A 17196-nucleotide genomic window follows, 5' to 3' on the forward strand; every position below is an offset into this window, starting at 1 on the left:
TGCTCCGTGCTCCCTGCTGTTAACTCGAATGATCGCTCACAATGACCCAGCGATTTTTAATCTTGCGCCAGAGTAGCGTGAAATGACCATCAGCATCGCCAATTTTTGGGCGTGTGAGGTGAAAGCGGCCAATGACATAGGCAACATCAGGGGTCAGAAAATCCAACTGCAGAATGTCGAATTTGAGCGAACCCATGGAGGCTCGACTCGGGTAGCGCTTTTTGTAGTTAGCCAGTGTTGCCTGATAGCCGTAGGTAACGCCCGCTTTGCCAACGAAGGTCAGTGAATCGGAAACCCAATAGCCGTTCATGAATTTATCGACACGGCCGCTGTTCCAGTCGCTGGTCTGGCGTTCTAAAATTTGCAGAATAGTCCTGCGCTCTTTGGCTACCTGCTTTGATTGCGCTTCAATGGTTTGCTGGCCAAAGGCAGACCAGCCAATGAAGGAGAGTACTAAAACGATATATAGTCGGTTCATGGTCGGTGTTTTTTGATGAAACGAAGGTAACCCTCCCAGGGTTGGTAAATAGCATATATTTTAACGTTATTTAGCGCCCATTCTGAACAGGAGTTTATACCGAATGAATCATGAGACTACAAAATAAAGTGGCCATCATTACCGGCGCTGCCCGGGGAATAGGCCAGAAAGCTGCGGACGTATTTTGTCGTGAAGGAGCCACGGTCATTATCTGGGATGTGCTCAACGAAGGGAGCACTACCGCACAAACGCTGACTGACCAGGGTTTTCGATGCGAATTCATGCATGTGAGTACAACCGATGTGCCGCGAATTGAAGCCGCAGCCCAGGATGTGTTTGACCGCTATGGGCGAATTGATATTCTGATTAACAATGCCGGTATCACCCGCGATAAAACCCTGCTGAAAATGTCTTTCTCCGAATGGCAGCAGGTCATCGACGTTAACCTGACGGGGGTATTCAATTGCACCAAAGTGATTGCGCCCTACATGGTTGAGCAGAAATACGGCCGGATCATCTGTACCTCGTCTATCAATGGCGTTCATGGAGCATTTGGGCAGACTAATTACGCGGCTGCCAAGGCGGGAATTATTGGTATGGTTCGCTCATGGGCGAAAGAGCTGGGACCAAAGGGCATTACGGCCAACGCCGTTGCGCCGGGTTTTATTCAAACAGCCATGACGGATGCTATGCCCGATGAAGTACGTAATCAGGCCGTGGCTACGATACCCGTTCGGCGTATTGGCAAACCCGAGGACATTGCCAACGCCTATTTGTTTTTAGCTTCCGATGAAGCCTCGTTTGTGAATGGCCACGTGCTGTCGGTGAATGGGGGCCAGGCGTTGTAGGTGGTTTTAGGTATTTGGGTTATGGTGGACTGGCACACAAGTGTAGCAACGTGCCGCCAAATACCATAACCCGAATACCTAAACCACAAACCGTGCTTATCTTTACAAGCGTATTTACCGTAACCGCTCCATGAACAGAATCCGAAAATTCTATAATGAGTATAAGCCGTATATTTTTTCCGACGGCTGGTACTATATCTTTATCGTGATTTTCATACTCATCTTATTCATTTTCTTTTCGTAAAGTGGCTACCCGCTCGGCCGTTCTGGCCATCATTAACCCGAACTCTGGCACAACATCTGCCGAGCAGAAAAAACTGTTTCAGGATGCATTTATGCGCCAGGCCGATGCGCTGGGTTACGTTCCCGAAGTGGCTCACACAACGCATGCTGGTCATGCTACCGAGTTAGCAGCCGCAGCTACCGAGCGGGGGGTTATGCGTATCCTCGCTATTGGGGGCGACGGTACCATCAACGAAATCGCAAAAGCACTCCGGCGGTCGGCGACGGCCTTGGGTATTGTGCCCATTGGATCAGGGAATGGACTCGCCCGTCATCTGGGTGTTCCGCTAAACCCAATGAAGGCTGTTGAGCGGGCTTTAAGTGGTCGTCCGGTTGTGATTGACAGTGGCGAAATTAACGAGTACCCATTTTTCTGCACCGCTGGGCTGGGCTTTGAAGCCTACGTGGCCCACGAGTTTGCGAAGCAACCCGTACGTGGACTACCAACCTACGTCCGCACAGCTTTTCGGGCTTTTCAGGCTTATAAGCCACAGAGGCTCCTGCTGAATGGTCAGCCTAAGGAAGTATTCTCATTAACCTTCGCCAATGCCGGGCAGTTTGGCAATAACGCCTGGATGGCCCCCACTGCCAACATTGCCGACGGGAAACTGGAACAGTGCGAAATTCGACCTTTCCCAGCGCAGTCGGCCCCAATGATCACCTGGCGGTTGTTCAACAAAACACTAAATCAATCAAGCTACTGGCGGGGGCACTCAATCACGAACGCGACCGTGGAAACCAGTGAACCTTTATTGATTCATGCCGATGGTGAACCGTTGATATTACCCACAGGCCGCGCCGAGGTACGGATATTGCCGGGAAGCTTGCTGGTCTTGTTGTAACTAAGGCGTTTCTATGATTAATAACCAAACAGGGCAAGTATTAATCCAACGGCACCTATGAGGGCTATAATTAGGCCGATAAAGGCAGCAGTACCCGTGCCAATGATTAGCAACAGTAAACCGCCAATCAACAGAACCGCGCCCCCTCCAATCAGATAACCCCGGCTAAGCATTGCTTTTTCTGGATGGGTAGGGGCCAGTTGCCGATTGATCTGCTTGTTTACCTTCTTAAGCATTAACCGCTCCACCATATTCATCTTACGAGGGGTATTCGCACCGGTTGCTGCCTTTACTCCAAAGCTTGTGGCCAACAAATTTCTCTCCCGATCCATGCGCTTGCTTAACTTTTTGTTGGCCACCAGTCTGCTATCAGTACGAGCATAGATGTCAAGTTGCTTACTGGTATCATTGGCTGGCGTGAGTGTCTCAGTTGGTACCAGAATAGCCTGAGTAGGTGTTGAAATAGCTGCTGTTTGCGTGTTGAATAGAGTTGCCGGTTCAACAGGGCTACGCTGAAAATAAGCGACGGGCCTACTGCACGAAGAAAGAATAACTGTTCCAATTAGAACAGTACATAACTGTTTAACGAATAAATTGGTCATAAATCGTCTTTGTTTTTAAGATAAACATCGAGTTGGTTTGTGTATTATTTTGTTTGTAACGGGCCTTGTTCTCCAGGGCAACCCATTTGTGGTTGAGAACTCGTTACGCGCATCAGCCTAAAAGCGGTTTAATAAAACTCATTTTCCTGGATTTGTGAATAGTAAGGAAAAGGCACTTACCCTTCAGATAAGCTAAGTGGGCATAACCTTCTGGTTATCTGACTGTAATCAGGGATTAAAATGTGATTAGGATCTTTCGAGTACCTTGTAAACCACCCTGACGCTTACGAGTGCAAAACAAATTTGTATGACAGGATTACAGGATTATCGGTAAACCGAAATCCTGTAATCCTGTCATACAAATAGACACAATCTGCGCTGATAAGCCGTAAAAATGGACTTGTCTTGCACCCTTTTACAGTCATTAGCGCAACTAAACGTCAAAAGCCCGATATTTGCCCCTCCAAAACTATACTGATGCCGGGCGTTATGGCGTTCGGTGTCTTCTGTCTGATGTCTCAAAAAGTAGTTCTTGCCTTCAGCGGAGGTCTCGATACCTCCTTCTGCGTTAAATATTTGTCCGAAGACCGGGGTATGGATGTATACTCGGTGCTGGTCGATACGGGCGGTTTCTCCGATGCCGAACTCAAAGCGATTGAGGAAAGGGCATACTCACTAGGGGTTAAGTCCCACGTGACGATCTCCAAAACGGACGATTATTACCAACAATGCCTGAAGTTTCTGGTGTTCGGTAACGTCCTGAAAAACAACACCTACCCACTTTCCGTAAGCGCCGAGCGAATTTTTCAGGCGATTGCCGCTGCCGAATACGCGCGGGAAATTGGTGCCTCGGCCATTGCACACGGTAGTACTGGTGCGGGTAACGATCAGGTTCGTTTCGATATGGCATTTCGGATCATTGCGCCCGATGCCGAAGTCATTACGCCCATCCGTGATCTTAAATTATCGCGGGAGGCCGAAATCGAATACCTAAAGGCTAAAGGCGTCGATCAGGAGTGGCACAAAGCCGCCTATTCGATCAACAAAGGACTGTGGGGAACCTCAGTAGGGGGTAAGGAAACCCTGACATCTGACCAGTTTCTGCCCGAGTCAGCCTGGCCAACTCAGGTAACGAAAACGGAGCAGGAGACCATTACGCTTACCTTCCAGCACGGCGAAATCAAGGCAATTGGAGACGAGAAATTTGCCAATCCAGTTGATGCCATTCGTAAACTCACTGAACTGGCCGGGCCGTTTGGCATTGGCCGCGACATCCACGTAGGCGATACAATCATTGGTATTAAAGGACGGGTTGGATTCGAAGCTCCTGCTCCGCTGATTCTTATTAAATCGCACCATACCCTCGAGAAACACGTACTGGGCAAATGGCAGTTGTACTGGAAAGAGCAACTGGCCAACTGGTACGGAACGATGCTACACGAAGGCCAATTTATGGACCCTGTAATGCGCAACATTGAAACGTTCCTGGCCGATACGCAGGCGCATGTTTCGGGTAAGGTGCACGTATTGCTGGCACCCTATCGGTTCCAGGTACTGGGCATCGAGTCGGACCATGATCTGATGTCGTCGAAATTTGGTTCATATGGCGAAATGAACAACGCCTGGACTGGCGATGATGTGCGGGGCTTCTCCAAAGTGGCTTCCAACCAGGTGATGATCTACGAGAAAATTAACAATCAGTGATCGGTAAACCGAGAAAATATTGCGCTCCCAGGCGTATTGGTTACCCACTTCAACTCCTTGATGTTGTGGTTGATCAGTACGCGCGGGGAAGCTACAGCCAGCGCGATTTCGGTTCACTGGATGAGGAGGCTCCCCAAATTTTGCTCATGACGTCGGGACATTTGGGCGACGCCCTGATTTTGTCGTATGCGTTCCCGCTCATCCGTCAGCGTTACCCTAACGCACAAATCGACGTGTTGGCGGGGAGTTGGTGCGATCCCATCTGGAAAGGTAACCCCTACATTCGGCGGGTTGTTCACCTCAACCACGTCAGCACAAATCGGCGTTCATTGTCGAAATGGGCCAAATGGCAGGAATTTTACCGGACAACCCGATCGGCAATAAAAGACCTACGCGATACGGTGTATGATTACTCGGTTGATGTTCGGTTCTCGGATTCGCCCATGCACTTTGTGTTGCCTTATTTGCAGGTCAAACGCAAAATTGGCTTTGGTACCCGTGGTTTTGGTGGTCTGCTCGACGATGAGTTTTTTATGCCCGATGAGGAAGTTCATAACTTCGACCTGATTTTGAAGGTACTGAAGCCAATGGGTGTTGTCGGCGATTTACGAACGGTTGAACCCTATTTTGTTCACCCAGCCCAATCGCCAGCCCAGTTGTGGGCAAAGTTAAACCGCCCTGTTCCCCTGCAGAAACCTATTCTGATTTTTCCTGAATCAGGAAGTGAGGTTCGGATGCTCTCCGTTGATTACTGGAGTCAGTTGGCAAAACGGTTGTTAATCGAAACGCCACACCCACTTGTATTTAGTGGCCAGAAAGCCTTCACAACGGAGTTATACGAACGCGTTCGGGCCGAGAACCCAGCTGCGGCTGATCGACTGACACCGGCCGTTGGTAATTTGAACCTTCAGGATATTGCCAGCCTGAGCGAACAGGCACAAGCCGCTTTTACACTCGACTCGTTACCCATGCACCTCTGTTGTTTAGGTTGTCCAACCTTTTCGTTTCAGAAAAATGGTATGGGTATTCAATTTTTTCCGATCGCCAGCCAGCCAACCATGGTGATTCATAATCATGAATTGAGTCGCTCGTTGATTCTTGATCGGCCTGGCTTTCAGAGTGAATATGTTACCGTTTTTGATGACGCTGTGCTGGAACAAGCAATGGACTGGTTTCGGAACGTGAATGAACGGAGCCGGGTTACTAGTTCGAAGTGAATCAATCAGCTAAGGCGGTCGTTAGCTAAAAAGTATGGAAAAAATAAATGTTGGTATCATTGGCGGGGCAGGCTACACGGGTGGCGAACTGCTCCGTATTCTTATAAATCATCCGTTTGTTAACGTCGCATTCGTGTACAGTAATAGCCAGGCTGGTAAACCTGTCTGGTCTACACATACTGATTTGCTGGGCGATACAGACCTAACGTTTTCGGGTGAGGTTCCGTCCTTGCGGGATGGGGAAGCAACCGTTGACGCTATTTTTCTGTGCTCAGGGCATGGTGCATCGGTCACGTTTATGGCTGAGCATGACATATCCGACGACGTTGCGGTGATTGACCTCAGTGCCGATTTTCGCGATGAGCACGATGATTTTGTTTACGGCCTCCCCGAATTACAGCGGGAGTGTATTCAGGAAGCCATGCGCATTGCGAATCCGGGCTGCTTTGCAACCAGCATTCAGTTGGCGTTGCTGCCGTTGGCTAAAGCTGGAAAGCTAACCGATGCGGTTCAGGTAAGTGCCATTACAGGAAGTACGGGTGCAGGGCAGGCGCTTGTCCCTACAACAGGCTTTACGTGGCGAAATAACAATGTGTCGATTTACAAAGCCTTCACGCACCAGCACTTAGCCGAAATTCGTCAGAGTCTAACTCAGTTGGAACCTGATTTCAACCACGCTATCAATTTCGTGCCGTATCGCGGTGATTACACACGAGGTATAATGGCTAACGTGTATACGCCCTATTTGGGCACGCTGGAAGAAGCGAAACAGCTCTACAAAAATTATTACGGAAGCCATCCGTTTACCCACGTGAGCGACGCACTCATCGATGTGAAGCAGGTTGTAAATACAAATAAATGCCTGTTGCATCTGGAAGTACACGATGGCCAATTGCTGATTACCAGTATAATCGACAACCTGACCAAAGGTGCATCGGGTCAGGCAGTTCAAAATTTGAATCTGGTTTTCGGTTTGCCGGAGGATACGGGACTCCGCCTGAAATCAGTAGCGTTTTAAGTATACTGTAGCCTGGACGTCCACGTCCGGGTAAAGGTATAAAGGATAATGCAATACCCGGACGTGGACGTCCAGGCTACGTGTGATGCTTGAAACTGACCGCTTACTAATCGATAAGTTCACGATAGAGGATGCTCCATTCATACTTGAGCTTCTGAATACACCCTCGTGGCTTACGTTCATTGGTGATCGGGGTGTTAGAAACCTGGACGATGCACGTCAGTACATTCTAAATGGGTCGATCAAAAGTTATGAAGAACACGGTTTTGGACCTTATCGTGTAGCACTAAAAAGCAATGGAGTCTCCATTGGCATGTGCGGCCTGTTTAAGCGCGATACCCTGGAGGATATTGACATCGGTTTTGCCTTGCTGCCCGGTTATGTGGGTAAAGGGTACGGCTATGAAGTTGCTAACGCCGTCATGACTTATGCCCGCGACGTATTGGGTGCCACCCGAATTGTCGGTATTACCAATCCCGATAACCAAAACTCCATTCATCTTCTCGAAAAGCTGGGCTTACGTTTTGAGCGGCCTGTACGTCTTACAACTGGTGACGAGGTTTTATTATTTGGAACGCCAGTTGTTAATTCATAGCCGCGTCAGAGCATCCTGCCACTTTCTAAACTCATCGCGATACGTTTTATGACGAGTTAAGTCCGGTTCAAACGTTTCGCCAAAAGCAACTCGTTCGGCGGCTTCGTCCAGCGTTTTTACGATGCCAATGGCTTTCATGGTCAACAAGATCGCACCCATTGAACCACTTTCGTTACTGGCGTTGAGCCGCACTGGAACACCCGCCATATCGGCTAGCATCTGCACCCAGAGCGTAGATTGGGCAAAGCCTCCGTTGGCATGAATAACCCGCGCAGGGCCTGTGTACTCCTTCAGAAGCTCGTTAATGCTGAGCAGATTAAATAAGACACCTTCCAGCGCAGCACGTATAAAATGCGCTCGCGTATGCTGCCAATCAACGTGCAGGTAGGCACCACGTACGGAGGCATCCCATAAAGGTGCCCGTTCGCCTTGCAGGTAGGGGAGGAATAAGAGACCATCCGAGCCGGGCACAATGGTGGCGGCTTCCTCCAGAACGGTTTTAGTATCCTGTTGGGTTAATTTTTCGGAAACCCACTCCAATACATTACCCCCATTATTGGTAGGGCCTCCAACTGCATAATACCCTTCATCCAGATAATAACAGAATAAGCGCCCCTGCGGATCTCGTAGCGGTTTACGAACCGTTTGCCGAATGGCTCCGCTTGTGCCGATGGTCAGCGTAGCGGTGCCCCGTTTGATGGCCCCGGCGCCCAGATTAGCCAGACAGCCATCGGAGGCACCAATCAGGAGGGAAACTCCCGTTGGCAATCCGGTTCCGGCTGTTTCGGGTCTGGGCTGGTAGGTGCGCTGGTAGGTTGTGGGAACGGGCGTCGATAGCTGGTCGACCCGTACACCCGCGTAATCCATAGCGCGCTTGCTCCAGTGACGCTTGCTTTCGTTGAACAAACCCGTAGCGGTTGCAATTGAAAAATCAATCTCAAACTCACCCGTTAGTTTCTGCCATAAAAACTCTTTGATTGAACCGAAATGAGCTGTACGGCGCAAAAGACGTGGATCATGTTCACGTAGCCAGGCCAGCTTGCAAAGCGGAATCATGGGGTGGATGGGTGTGCCCGTTTCTTCATGAATGGTTTTTCCCAGATCGGCCTGCGTGGTTCGGAGTTCGTTTGCCTGCGCTTCGGCTCGGTTGTCGGACCAGAGAATGGCATTGCCAAGCGGGTTGCCATTCCCATCCATTGGCAAGAGGCTGTGCATGGCCGTACAAAAGGCAACGTGCGTGATCACATTGCCGCTTTGGGCTACTTCGCGACTTACTTCCGAAATGACCTGAACAAAAGCCGACCAGATTTCGGCGGGGTCCTGTTCAGCATAACCCGCTTCGGGGTTGAGTGTGGTAAGCGGAGCGGATGCATGGGCCAGAATCTGACTCAAATCCGACGGCATCGCCAGGGCTTTTACGTTGGTTGTGCCGACGTCAACGCCAACAAAGCAATTCATAAGTAGGAGATAAAAAAATGAAACACAGAGACGCACGGAGAGTGATAGAGATACACCGAGTTTTTCTTTGTTCTCCATGTATCTCTATCACTCTCTGTGTAATAACTGTTCATGAGTCAGTCAGCTTATAAAACGCCACCGCATTTTCGCCGAAGACTTTTGCGCGGGCTTCTGCTCCCCAAGGATCAACGTAGTCTTCCACCAGTGTTTTAACCTGCGTATAGTTGGCGGCAACTAAGCAAACCGGCCAATCGGAGCCAAACAGGAGCCGGTCGGGGCTAAAGTGCTCGAACGTTACATCCAGGTAAGGAAAGAAGTCGCGTTTGCTCCAATTGTGCCAATCGGCTTCGGTTACCATGCCGGATAGTTTACACGAAACGTTCTTGTTTTTTGCTAGCTCGGTCATGAAATTCGACCACCGACTGATCTCCTGTTTCTTGATATATGGTTTTGCCAGGTGGTCAATTACAAAGTTGACTTCAGGGACAGCCCGTACCAGATGCAGGGCAGCTTTCAGTTGGCTGGGGTAAATCAGGATGTCGTACGTCAGACCAAAATGGGCCAGTTGCCGAATGCCGTCTATAACCGCCGGTCGAGCCAGAAAGTCGTCGGGTTCAGCCTGTGCTACGTGCCGATAGCCTTTAATTTCTTTGTATTTTGAAAACAACTCCAGCCGATCTGTCAACTGCTTGGACTGCAAATCTACCCAGCCAACCACCCCTTTCACGATGTCATAATTCTGGGCCATTTTGACCAGAAACAGCGTTTCTTCCTCCGATTGCGACGCCTGAACGGCCACGCACCCATCGATGCCATTCTGCGTCAGAACCGGCTCTAAATCGGCGGGTAAGAAATCGCGCTGGATGATGGCCATATCATCCGTAATCCAGCTATCCCGAACGGGATCGAAATACCAGAAATGTTGGTGTGAGTCGATGGTCATAACGTTAATGTAGAATGGATAATGAATAATGTAAAATGCATAATGAATTATGGATATAGCCTCATTATGCATTTTACATTATTCATTATCCATTAAGTAAATGCGACCGCTGTCTGTTTCTGCTCACCTAATCCTTCAATGCCTAATTCGACTACATCGCCGGGTTTGAGGAAGCGCTGGGGTTTCAGCCCCATTCCTACGCCAGCTGGGGTGCCGGTGGAAATTACATCGCCAGGTAACAGCGTCATAAACTGACTGATGTAGCTAACCAGCGTCGGGACGTTGAAAATCATGTCGTCGGTATTGGAATTTTGCAATTGCTCACCGTTGATGTTTAGCCACAGATTGAGGGCGTTAGGGTTGGCTACTTCGTCTTTCGTGACCAGATAAGGGCCCAGGGGCGCATACGTATCAGCGCTTTTGCCTTTCACCCATTGACCACCGCGCTCTAATTGCCACGCCCGCTCACTATAATCGTTGTGCAGTGCGTAACCGGCTATGTAATCAAAAGCATCGTCCAGCTCAACATAACTGGCCTTCTTGCCAATAACGATAGCTAACTCTACCTCCCAGTCAGTTTTTTCAGAGCGCTTGGGGATCACGACGTTGTCATTCGGGCCAACAATCGCGCTGGTCGATTTGAAGAACAGAATCGGCTCGGCTGGAACGGGAGCGTTGGTTTCTGCCGCATGTTTGGCATAGTTCAGGCCAACACATACAATTTTAGATGGCCGCTTGACACAGGGTCCGAAGCGCTCATCAGCCGAAACTTCGGGACACGTGTGTGCGTGAGCCGTAAGCCAATGCGTCAGGCGTTCGGGACCATTGCTGGCAAAAAAAGATTCGTCGTAATCTTCACCAAAGTGGGTTACGTCAATATGTTGGCCGGTGGGCAGTACTACGCCGGGGTGTTCGTGGTCGGGCAAGCCGAAGCGGAAAAGTTTCATGCGGTAAAATTCAGATTTTTTTTGATAAAAGGGCCACTCTGGCTGTTTTTAACTATGCGATCATGAGGCTGGGGTGATCTACTTGCGGGCGATGCTAAACCAGATTCTCTGGATTCTAGTGGATTCTTTAGAGTCTCAGGATGGCATCGGTCGTCAGAGGCCCACCTATTGTACAGATAAATTGTCGGGTAAAGTGAAATTTACCCGTGGATGCGGTAGAGTTCGCCGAGTTATGTGTATCAATTAGGGGGTATGACGAACTATCCATTGGCGTCGACTATCGGCTGAGCAAATCAATTGGTTTACGTATTTGGGGCGACAATCTGCTCAATAGTCGGGGGGTAACGGAAGGCAACGTGCGTGGCGATCAGTTCCTGCAAAACGGCAATTTCGAGAGAGGTTCCCGGCAAATTGGCTGTATCATTCTGCCAGGAAGCTTCTGGGCATCGGTCACGTATTCGTTTTAAAAATAGAAAGTGGGCCGTCGCTACGGCCCGAAGAATGCAGAATTTTTCCAGAATTGACTAGTTCCTTTGTGTTCTCTATTCAATTTCCTATTCTCCCAATTTATCTAGACTATGTTCCGTCTTTCGCTTTTTTTGCTGCTGGTCACATCCTCCCTTTTCGCTCAGACGAACAAAACAACGACTGTCCAACCGTTAGCCCGGCCAAAACTAGTGGTTGGTGTGGTCGTGGATCAGATGCGTTATGATTACTGGTATCGCTATTACAATAAATATTCAGAAGGAGGATTTAAGCGTTTATTGCGCGAAGGATTTAACTGTCGAAACCATCATTACCACTACGCACTGACAGTTACGGCTGCGGGTCATGCCTCCGTTTATACCGGTTCAATGCCGGCTATTCACGGCATTGTTGGTAATGAATGGTATGATAAACGGCAGGGCACAGGTGTGTATTGCGTGGGCGATAGTTCCGTTCAGGCCGTGGGGACAACGAATGCCGCAGCGGGAAAAATGTCGCCGAGAAACCTGATGGTCAGTACGGTTACCGACCAGTTGCGGATTGGCACTAACTATCAATCGAAAACGATTGGCGTGGCGTTCAAAGATCGCGGTGCCATTTTGCCCGCTGGGCATACGGCCAATGGGGCGTATTGGTTTGATGGTAAAACGGGTAACTGGATCACCAGTACATTTTACCGACCTGAGCTACCTCAGTGGGTAAAGGAGTATAACGACAGAAAACGGCCCTCTGAACTCATGAAGTTAGGCTGGCAGACGCTGCTGCCCATTGACCAATACACAGAAAGTACCGCCGATGATAAAGCCTATGAATTCAAGCTGGCAGGTTCGAAAAAATCGGTTTTCCCGTATGATCTGGCCGGTCGGTCGGGGGATGCATTCGGGATTATAGCCAGTACGCCACATGGCAATACCTTGACGAAGGAAATAGCACTGGAAGCACTCAAAAACGAAAATCTGGGGAAAGGAACCGCTACCGATTTCCTGGCGGTCAGTTTTTCAACGCCCGATTATGTAGGCCACGCCTTTGGCCCAAATTCAGTTGAGGAAGAGGATATTTACCTGCGCCTTGACCGTGATCTGGCCGATATGCTGACAACATTAGATACCTGGGTTGGCAAAGGCAACTACCTGTTTTTTATCACTGCCGATCACGGTGTAATGGATGTAGTGGAGTTATTGAAGGAACACCACCTGCCCGCCGGTCGACTCAATATGGGTGGAATTAATGCTGCGGTGAAAACTGCGCTTAGGGAGAAATTTGGCGAAGGTGATTATATCCGGGCTTCGGAGAATTACCAGTTTTACCTCAATCATGAGCTGTTACAAACGAAAAAGATTTCTGTAAACGACATCTATCTGGCTATTCGTGGTGTCATTCTCAATACGGACGGTGTGGCAGATGTTCTTAACCTGCATGAGTTAGGAACGGCTAATTTGAACGATTACCAACTGACGTTATATAAAAACGGTACGCACGCTAAACGGAGTGGTGATATTCAACTTGTTATTGAACCGGGCTGGATGGCGGGCTCTATTGCAGCCAGTCACGGTGGGCCTTATGCGTATGATACCCATATTCCCTTGCTATTTTATGGCTGGGGTGTCAAAGCGGGCGAGACCTTTAACCGTACTGTTGTTGCCGATACCGCGCCAACTGTATCGGCACTGCTTAAGATTCTGGAACCCAGTGGTAGCGTGGGAAACGTAATTGAGCCGCTGATTAAATAGAATAGTATGACAAGCTGATACTAGCTGTTCTTCTGGGCTAGCTTTATTTCAAGTTCTACTTTAGTTCAAGACTCAAACGTGCATTGCGTAATACAAGATTCTGTAATAATGCTTCCGCTTGTATAGGTGTCACATCAAACACTTTATATTACCCTTTTACGACGGATGAATATTGGCTCAGAATGGCTTCAGCACGTTGGGAAATCGGATCAATAACTTCTAGCTGAAAGGCAATATCACTACGCAGTTCCTGCATCGCTTGTTCATAATTAGATCGTTGTACTTTGTCGAATGTATCAGCCAACAGATGAAGTTCTGCTGCGATAGCTTTCTTCTCGTCAAGGTTAGTAGCCTTGCGAATTCGGTTCCGATATTCGTCTACTATGTTCATGCTCATGTCAATCTGTTAGATTCGTTCAGTAATTCAATTACTTTATCTAAGTTATTACGATACATTCTGGCTTTCTTAATCAAAAAATCATAGTCGTTTTTTGACAACCTTGGGTCAGTAAGTATCAGATCATCTTCTACTGAGATCAACGCTTTTTCCAGAAATGCTTTTAATCTTAGCAGGTCTGTATGTTCATCTTCGGTCATTAGGTACGGATGGGACTAATCAAATATAACAAAAAAGCCTCTGTGTTTTCACAGAGGCTCCAATGTAAACAAAATTAATAAACTAGTTACCCAACACTTCCTTCCAGACTAATTGCGAGCAGTTTCTGAGCTTCTACCGCGAATTCCATAGGAAGTTGATTCAGTACTTCTTTAGCGTAGCCATTGATAATCAGTGCTACAGCCTGTTCAGTTGGGATACCGCGCTGGTTACAATAGAACAACTGGTCTTCCCCGATTTTAGAGGTCGTAGCCTCGTGTTCGACCGTAGCCGAGGGGTTGTTTACTTCCAGATAGGGGAATGTGTGGGCTCCGCATTTATCGCCTAGTAAGAGCGAGTCACATTGAGAGTAATTGCGGGCATTTTCGGCACGTTTCATCACCTGCACCAAACCCCGGTAGGAGTTCTGGCTTTTTCCAGCCGAAATTCCTTTCGATACGATCCGGCTTTTGGTGTTTTTGCCAATGTGAATCATTTTGGTACCTGTATCGGCTTGCTGCATGTTGTTCGTCACCGCAACCGAATAGAACTCGCCAATAGAATTGTCGCCTTTTAGGATGACCGAAGGGTATTTCCAGGTAATGGCCGACCCGGTTTCCACCTGAGTCCAGGATATTTTGGCGTTCGGACCATCACAGATACCGCGTTTGGTCACGAAGTTATAAATACCTCCCTTGCCTTCTTTATCGCCTGGATACCAGTTTTGTACGGTCGAATATTTGATTTCGGCGTTGCCCATCGCAATCAGTTCAACAACCGCAGCGTGAAGTTGATTTTCGTCGCGCATGGGGGCGGTACAGCCTTCGAGGTAGCTTACATACGAACCTTCATCAGCAATGATCAGCGTCCGCTCAAATTGACCAGTTCCGGCTGCGTTGATGCGGAAATAGGTCGACAGTTCCATGGGGCAACGAACTCCCTTTGGAATGTAACAGAACGAACCATCGGTAAAGACGGCCGCATTCAGGGCTGCAAAATAATTGTCTTTAGCCGGAACAACCGACCCAAGATATTTCTTGATCAGTTCGGGGTGTTCATGAACGGCCTCAGTGATGGAACAGAAAATGATACCGCGTTCGGCAAGGTCTTTTTTGAACGTAGTTGCTACCGATACCGAATCCATGACCGCATCAACCGCTACTCGTGGTCGATTCGATTGGGCTGAATCCTCATCGGGTCCGTCAACTACACCTGCCAACCGCTTCTGTTCGTTCAGCGAAATGCCTAACCGCTTGAACGTATCGAGCAGTTCGGGATCAATTTCGTCGAGGGAGTTAAGCGTCTTTTTTTGTTTCGGGGCCGAGTAATACTTAATGGCCTGATAATCAATTTTGGGATAGAAAACATTAGGCCATTTCGGCTCCGTCATTTCCTGCCACATCCGAAAGGCTTTCAGGCGGTTTTCGAGCAACCAGTCGGGTTCATTCTTTTTTGCAGAAATGAAGCGAATCGTACTCTCATCAAGGCCTACAGGGGCCTCATCGGCCTCAATTAGCGTCTCAAATCCGTATTTATATTCGGCGTTGGTAATACTCTCTAAAATTTCAACGTCCTTGCTCATAGTCTCGGTTAGTTGCATGGTAGTGAACCAATGCACTGCTTTTTTAACAAATTGCCCTATAGGTACGTTCCGGGCAGGCTGGACAAATATCGGAAACTTTCCGTTATTTCGGGTATTTCAATACGTATAGTCTATCTGGTTATGGCATCTCCTCAACGACGTATCAATATTGAACTTCTTCTCGGTATTTCAGCAACCTTTCTGAGTTTAGCTAACTAACCTGATTGGTAAAACATAAATGCCATCACTTTCTGGTGATGGCATTGGTTAGATGGATGAAAGTAGGGCTACTTACTTCTTTGTCACTTTTATGTTGCTGTAATACAGCGTTGTAAGGCCTTCGTAGCCTGAATCGGTACCAACAACAAGCCAGAGTTCACCTGCTGCGTTTGAGCGAACCGTAAGCGGATTTTCGGCGTTGGTGCGAGTAATTAGCTTATAATCAGTTACATCTTCACCCGCGCCGATGTTGCCCAGTAGAGCGGCATCTTTTCCGCCCGTCGACTGATTCCCTTTGTCGAGGTTGATGGTGTAGAAATCATCGTCCAGCACTTTTGCTGGTTCCGTAGCCGTGGCCCCCGCTTTCAGATAGACACTGCCACCCGGCGAGCCGCCAACACCTATTGAATTTGTAGCATAGGCCGATGCCAGTTCGATGTCGAAAACAAGTCTATAATCCGTATTAGGTTGAAGACCTGTGAGCTTTTTCTTCAGAAACATAAAAAGATCGTCGCTCCGATTCATGCTCGATACCCGGATCGACTTGCGAGTAGTATCCAGAGGGCTTGGTAAGCCAGCCCATCCCGATTCAAAGCGAATGTCCTGTTGCTGCGTACTGTAATCGGCAATGTCGGCAGTCCAGCCGTCCTGGTTTTGTTGAAAGTTTGATTGATAGAGAATGTTGGATTGTACTGGCGTCATATCCTCTTTACAGGAGGAAACGATCAATGAAAAGCTGATTGTAACGAAGGGCAGAATTGATTTTACTGTCATGATTATATGAATTGGTTTGCTTTTGTTGACCCAAGCGACCAACAAACCGTTGCAAAATCAATCATCAAATCGTTAGCGCCGACGCCCTGACTCATCTAACCCTCTCAATGCGAGATAAAAAGCAATCACATAAATTAATTGATTTCCGGCACCAGACCAGTCTTCTTTGAGCGTTGTGCCAAATAATAAGGCACCAATCGTTAAGCCGCCCAGCAAATAGCCCCACTTACTGAACTGACCACCCAGCAGAATGAGAATACCCACAGTCAATTCTACAAATGGCAAGGTATAGAGAAAGGCTTTAGTCAAAATAGGGGGTAGGATGGTACTGGCAAACCCGGCTCCCGTTTTGGCGACAAAGGCGTTCAGTTTAGGAATACGTACCAAACCGTGCATAAGCATGTTGATGCCCAGTCCAATACGTATCACAAGTTGCGCTAACTGGCTATTGGTCATCTTCAGTTTCATCAATGACCCCGTTCTCTACCTCTTCTTCTTCCAGCAAATCGTTGTTGACCCCATTTGCATCCACATCAGAATCATTGACTTCTGCTTTTTCGGGTTCGGGGCCTGATGCGTGAACAGGGTTCATTTGCTGATCCTGCGCAACACTGGCATTTGCTTCTTCGCTTTGCGCCATCAACTGGACAACGCCCTGATTGCCATCGTCGGCAGGATTATAATTTTCGTTGGTCGTGTTCATAGTAAGTTTTAATCTATGTATGGATTAGCTACCTGAGCGAGTCACATGGCCGCCTAGGGCATAATTATCATCCTGATGATGGTCGTGTTCACCCGTTGGGTCACCATCTTCGTCAAGTGGCTCATCGGCCAGCACAAGCTCAATAGCACGAACGGATAAGATTAGCGGCCCGT

18 protein-coding genes are annotated in these 17196 nt (G+C 48.4%); 8 read left to right on the forward strand and 10 right to left on the reverse strand.

Going from position 1 to position 17196, the window contains the following annotated elements:
• Window positions 1-19: 19 nt before the first annotated feature.
• The gene (locus ACYVGO_RS30595) at window positions 20-478 is read right to left on the reverse strand and encodes a YybH family protein (RefSeq protein ID WP_142774688.1); all 459 of its coding nucleotides are present in this window, start codon (window positions 476-478) and stop codon (window positions 20-22) included.
• A gap of 110 nt (window positions 479-588) precedes the next feature.
• Here ACYVGO_RS30595 and fabG point away from each other — a divergent pair, with 110 nt between their 5' ends.
• Window positions 589-1326, forward strand: a complete 738-nt coding sequence (gene fabG / locus ACYVGO_RS30600) for a 3-oxoacyl-ACP reductase FabG (RefSeq protein ID WP_142774687.1) — start codon at window positions 589-591, stop codon at window positions 1324-1326.
• Window positions 1327-1571: 245 nt separating this feature from the next.
• The gene (locus ACYVGO_RS30605; protein ID WP_142774686.1) at window positions 1572-2450 is read left to right on the forward strand and encodes a diacylglycerol/lipid kinase family protein; all 879 of its coding nucleotides are present in this window, start codon (window positions 1572-1574) and stop codon (window positions 2448-2450) included.
• Window positions 2451-2467: 17 nt separating this feature from the next.
• Here ACYVGO_RS30605 and ACYVGO_RS30610 read toward each other — a convergent pair whose 3' ends face one another.
• Window positions 2468-3052 carry a hypothetical protein gene (locus ACYVGO_RS30610; protein ID WP_460972566.1) on the reverse strand — a complete coding sequence of 195 codons (585 nt, stop codon included), beginning with the start codon at window positions 3050-3052 and terminating at the stop codon, window positions 2468-2470.
• A 513-nt stretch (window positions 3053-3565) separates the two neighbouring features.
• Here ACYVGO_RS30610 and ACYVGO_RS30615 point away from each other — a divergent pair.
• The 4 genes from ACYVGO_RS30615 (at window position 3566) to ACYVGO_RS30630 (ending at window position 7586) form a co-directional block, all read left to right on the forward strand.
• Window positions 3566-4756, forward strand: coding sequence for an argininosuccinate synthase (locus tag ACYVGO_RS30615; RefSeq protein WP_142774685.1), 1191 nt, complete (start codon window positions 3566-3568; stop codon window positions 4754-4756).
• Window positions 4757-4821: 65 nt separating this feature from the next.
• The gene (locus ACYVGO_RS30620) at window positions 4822-5973 is read left to right on the forward strand and encodes a glycosyltransferase family 9 protein (RefSeq protein WP_460972567.1); all 1152 of its coding nucleotides are present in this window, start codon (window positions 4822-4824) and stop codon (window positions 5971-5973) included.
• Between the two features lie 34 nt (window positions 5974-6007).
• Window positions 6008-6991 (forward strand): N-acetyl-gamma-glutamyl-phosphate reductase, encoded by a 984-nt coding sequence (argC, locus tag ACYVGO_RS30625; protein WP_460972568.1) that lies wholly within the window; start codon window positions 6008-6010, stop codon window positions 6989-6991.
• A gap of 85 nt (window positions 6992-7076) precedes the next feature.
• Window positions 7077-7586 carry a GNAT family N-acetyltransferase gene (locus ACYVGO_RS30630; protein ID WP_460972815.1) on the forward strand — a complete coding sequence of 170 codons (510 nt, stop codon included), beginning with the start codon at window positions 7077-7079 and terminating at the stop codon, window positions 7584-7586.
• On the opposite strand, the gene ACYVGO_RS30635 is transcribed toward ACYVGO_RS30630, so the two are convergent.
• From ACYVGO_RS30635 to ACYVGO_RS30645, 3 genes are all read right to left on the reverse strand, one after another.
• The gene (locus ACYVGO_RS30635; protein WP_460972569.1) at window positions 7581-9044 is read right to left on the reverse strand and encodes a gluconokinase; all 1464 of its coding nucleotides are present in this window, start codon (window positions 9042-9044) and stop codon (window positions 7581-7583) included. The genes ACYVGO_RS30630 and ACYVGO_RS30635 overlap by 6 nt on opposite strands.
• A gap of 109 nt (window positions 9045-9153) precedes the next feature.
• Complete coding sequence (locus tag ACYVGO_RS30640) at window positions 9154-9987, reverse strand: amidohydrolase family protein (protein ID WP_460972570.1); 834 nt, start codon at window positions 9985-9987, stop codon at window positions 9154-9156.
• Between the two features lie 92 nt (window positions 9988-10079).
• Entirely contained in the window at window positions 10080-10934 is an 855-nt protein-coding gene (locus tag ACYVGO_RS30645; RefSeq protein ID WP_142774679.1) for a fumarylacetoacetate hydrolase family protein, read from the reverse strand.
• A 206-nt stretch (window positions 10935-11140) separates the two neighbouring features.
• Between ACYVGO_RS30645 and ACYVGO_RS30650 the strand changes: the two genes are divergently transcribed.
• Window positions 11141-11401 (forward strand): hypothetical protein, encoded by a 261-nt coding sequence (locus tag ACYVGO_RS30650; RefSeq protein ID WP_460972571.1) that lies wholly within the window; start codon window positions 11141-11143, stop codon window positions 11399-11401.
• A 111-nt stretch (window positions 11402-11512) separates the two neighbouring features.
• Window positions 11513-13150, forward strand: coding sequence for an alkaline phosphatase PafA (gene pafA, locus ACYVGO_RS30655; protein ID WP_460972572.1), 1638 nt, complete (start codon window positions 11513-11515; stop codon window positions 13148-13150).
• A 148-nt stretch (window positions 13151-13298) separates the two neighbouring features.
• Here pafA and ACYVGO_RS30660 read toward each other — a convergent pair whose 3' ends face one another.
• The 5 genes from ACYVGO_RS30660 to ACYVGO_RS30680 all read right to left on the reverse strand — a co-directional run bounded on the left by ACYVGO_RS30660 (window position 13299) and on the right by ACYVGO_RS30680 (window position 17023).
• Window positions 13299-13541, reverse strand: coding sequence for a hypothetical protein (locus tag ACYVGO_RS30660; RefSeq protein WP_168207867.1), 243 nt, complete (start codon window positions 13539-13541; stop codon window positions 13299-13301).
• Between the two features lie 292 nt (window positions 13542-13833).
• Window positions 13834-15327 (reverse strand): Fe-S cluster assembly protein SufB, encoded by a 1494-nt coding sequence (sufB, locus tag ACYVGO_RS30665; RefSeq protein WP_142774675.1) that lies wholly within the window; start codon window positions 15325-15327, stop codon window positions 13834-13836.
• A 291-nt stretch (window positions 15328-15618) separates the two neighbouring features.
• Window positions 15619-16320, reverse strand: a complete 702-nt coding sequence (locus ACYVGO_RS30670) for a hypothetical protein (protein ID WP_460972573.1) — start codon at window positions 16318-16320, stop codon at window positions 15619-15621.
• Between the two features lie 72 nt (window positions 16321-16392).
• The gene (locus ACYVGO_RS30675) at window positions 16393-16788 is read right to left on the reverse strand and encodes a DoxX family membrane protein (RefSeq protein ID WP_460972574.1); all 396 of its coding nucleotides are present in this window, start codon (window positions 16786-16788) and stop codon (window positions 16393-16395) included.
• Entirely contained in the window at window positions 16766-17023 is a 258-nt protein-coding gene (locus ACYVGO_RS30680; RefSeq protein ID WP_460972575.1) for a hypothetical protein, read from the reverse strand. The genes ACYVGO_RS30675 and ACYVGO_RS30680 overlap by 23 nt, the downstream gene beginning before the upstream one ends.
• Window positions 17024-17196: the final 173 nt, after the last annotated feature.

The sequence above is a fragment of the Spirosoma migulaei genome (assembly GCF_054776855.1).

Excerpts from the sequence above, each read along its gene's own strand:
- ACYVGO_RS30595 (WP_142774688.1), bottom strand. The coding sequence starts at position 478 with ATGAACCGACTATATATCGTTTTAGTACTCTCCTTCATTGGCTGGTCT.
- fabG (WP_142774687.1), top strand. The coding sequence starts at position 589 with ATGAGACTACAAAATAAAGTGGCCATCATTACCGGCGCTGCCCGGGGA.
- ACYVGO_RS30610 (WP_460972566.1), bottom strand. The coding sequence starts at position 3,052 with ATGACCAATTTATTCGTTAAACAGTTATGTACTGTTCTAATTGGAACA.
- ACYVGO_RS30615 (WP_142774685.1), top strand. The coding sequence starts at position 3,566 with ATGTCTCAAAAAGTAGTTCTTGCCTTCAGCGGAGGTCTCGATACCTCC.
- argC (WP_460972568.1), top strand. The coding sequence starts at position 6,008 with ATGGAAAAAATAAATGTTGGTATCATTGGCGGGGCAGGCTACACGGGT.
- ACYVGO_RS30630 (WP_460972815.1), top strand. The coding sequence starts at position 7,077 with ATGCTTGAAACTGACCGCTTACTAATCGATAAGTTCACGATAGAGGAT.
- ACYVGO_RS30635 (WP_460972569.1), bottom strand. The coding sequence starts at position 9,044 with ATGAATTGCTTTGTTGGCGTTGACGTCGGCACAACCAACGTAAAAGCC.
- ACYVGO_RS30640 (WP_460972570.1), bottom strand. The coding sequence starts at position 9,987 with ATGACCATCGACTCACACCAACATTTCTGGTATTTCGATCCCGTTCGG.
- ACYVGO_RS30645 (WP_142774679.1), bottom strand. The coding sequence starts at position 10,934 with ATGAAACTTTTCCGCTTCGGCTTGCCCGACCACGAACACCCCGGCGTA.
- pafA (WP_460972572.1), top strand. The coding sequence starts at position 11,513 with ATGTTCCGTCTTTCGCTTTTTTTGCTGCTGGTCACATCCTCCCTTTTC.
- ACYVGO_RS30660 (WP_168207867.1), bottom strand. The coding sequence starts at position 13,541 with ATGAACATAGTAGACGAATATCGGAACCGAATTCGCAAGGCTACTAAC.
- sufB (WP_142774675.1), bottom strand. The coding sequence starts at position 15,327 with ATGAGCAAGGACGTTGAAATTTTAGAGAGTATTACCAACGCCGAATAT.
- ACYVGO_RS30670 (WP_460972573.1), bottom strand. The coding sequence starts at position 16,320 with ATGACAGTAAAATCAATTCTGCCCTTCGTTACAATCAGCTTTTCATTG.
- ACYVGO_RS30675 (WP_460972574.1), bottom strand. The coding sequence starts at position 16,788 with ATGAAACTGAAGATGACCAATAGCCAGTTAGCGCAACTTGTGATACGT.
- ACYVGO_RS30680 (WP_460972575.1), bottom strand. The coding sequence starts at position 17,023 with ATGAACACGACCAACGAAAATTATAATCCTGCCGACGATGGCAATCAG.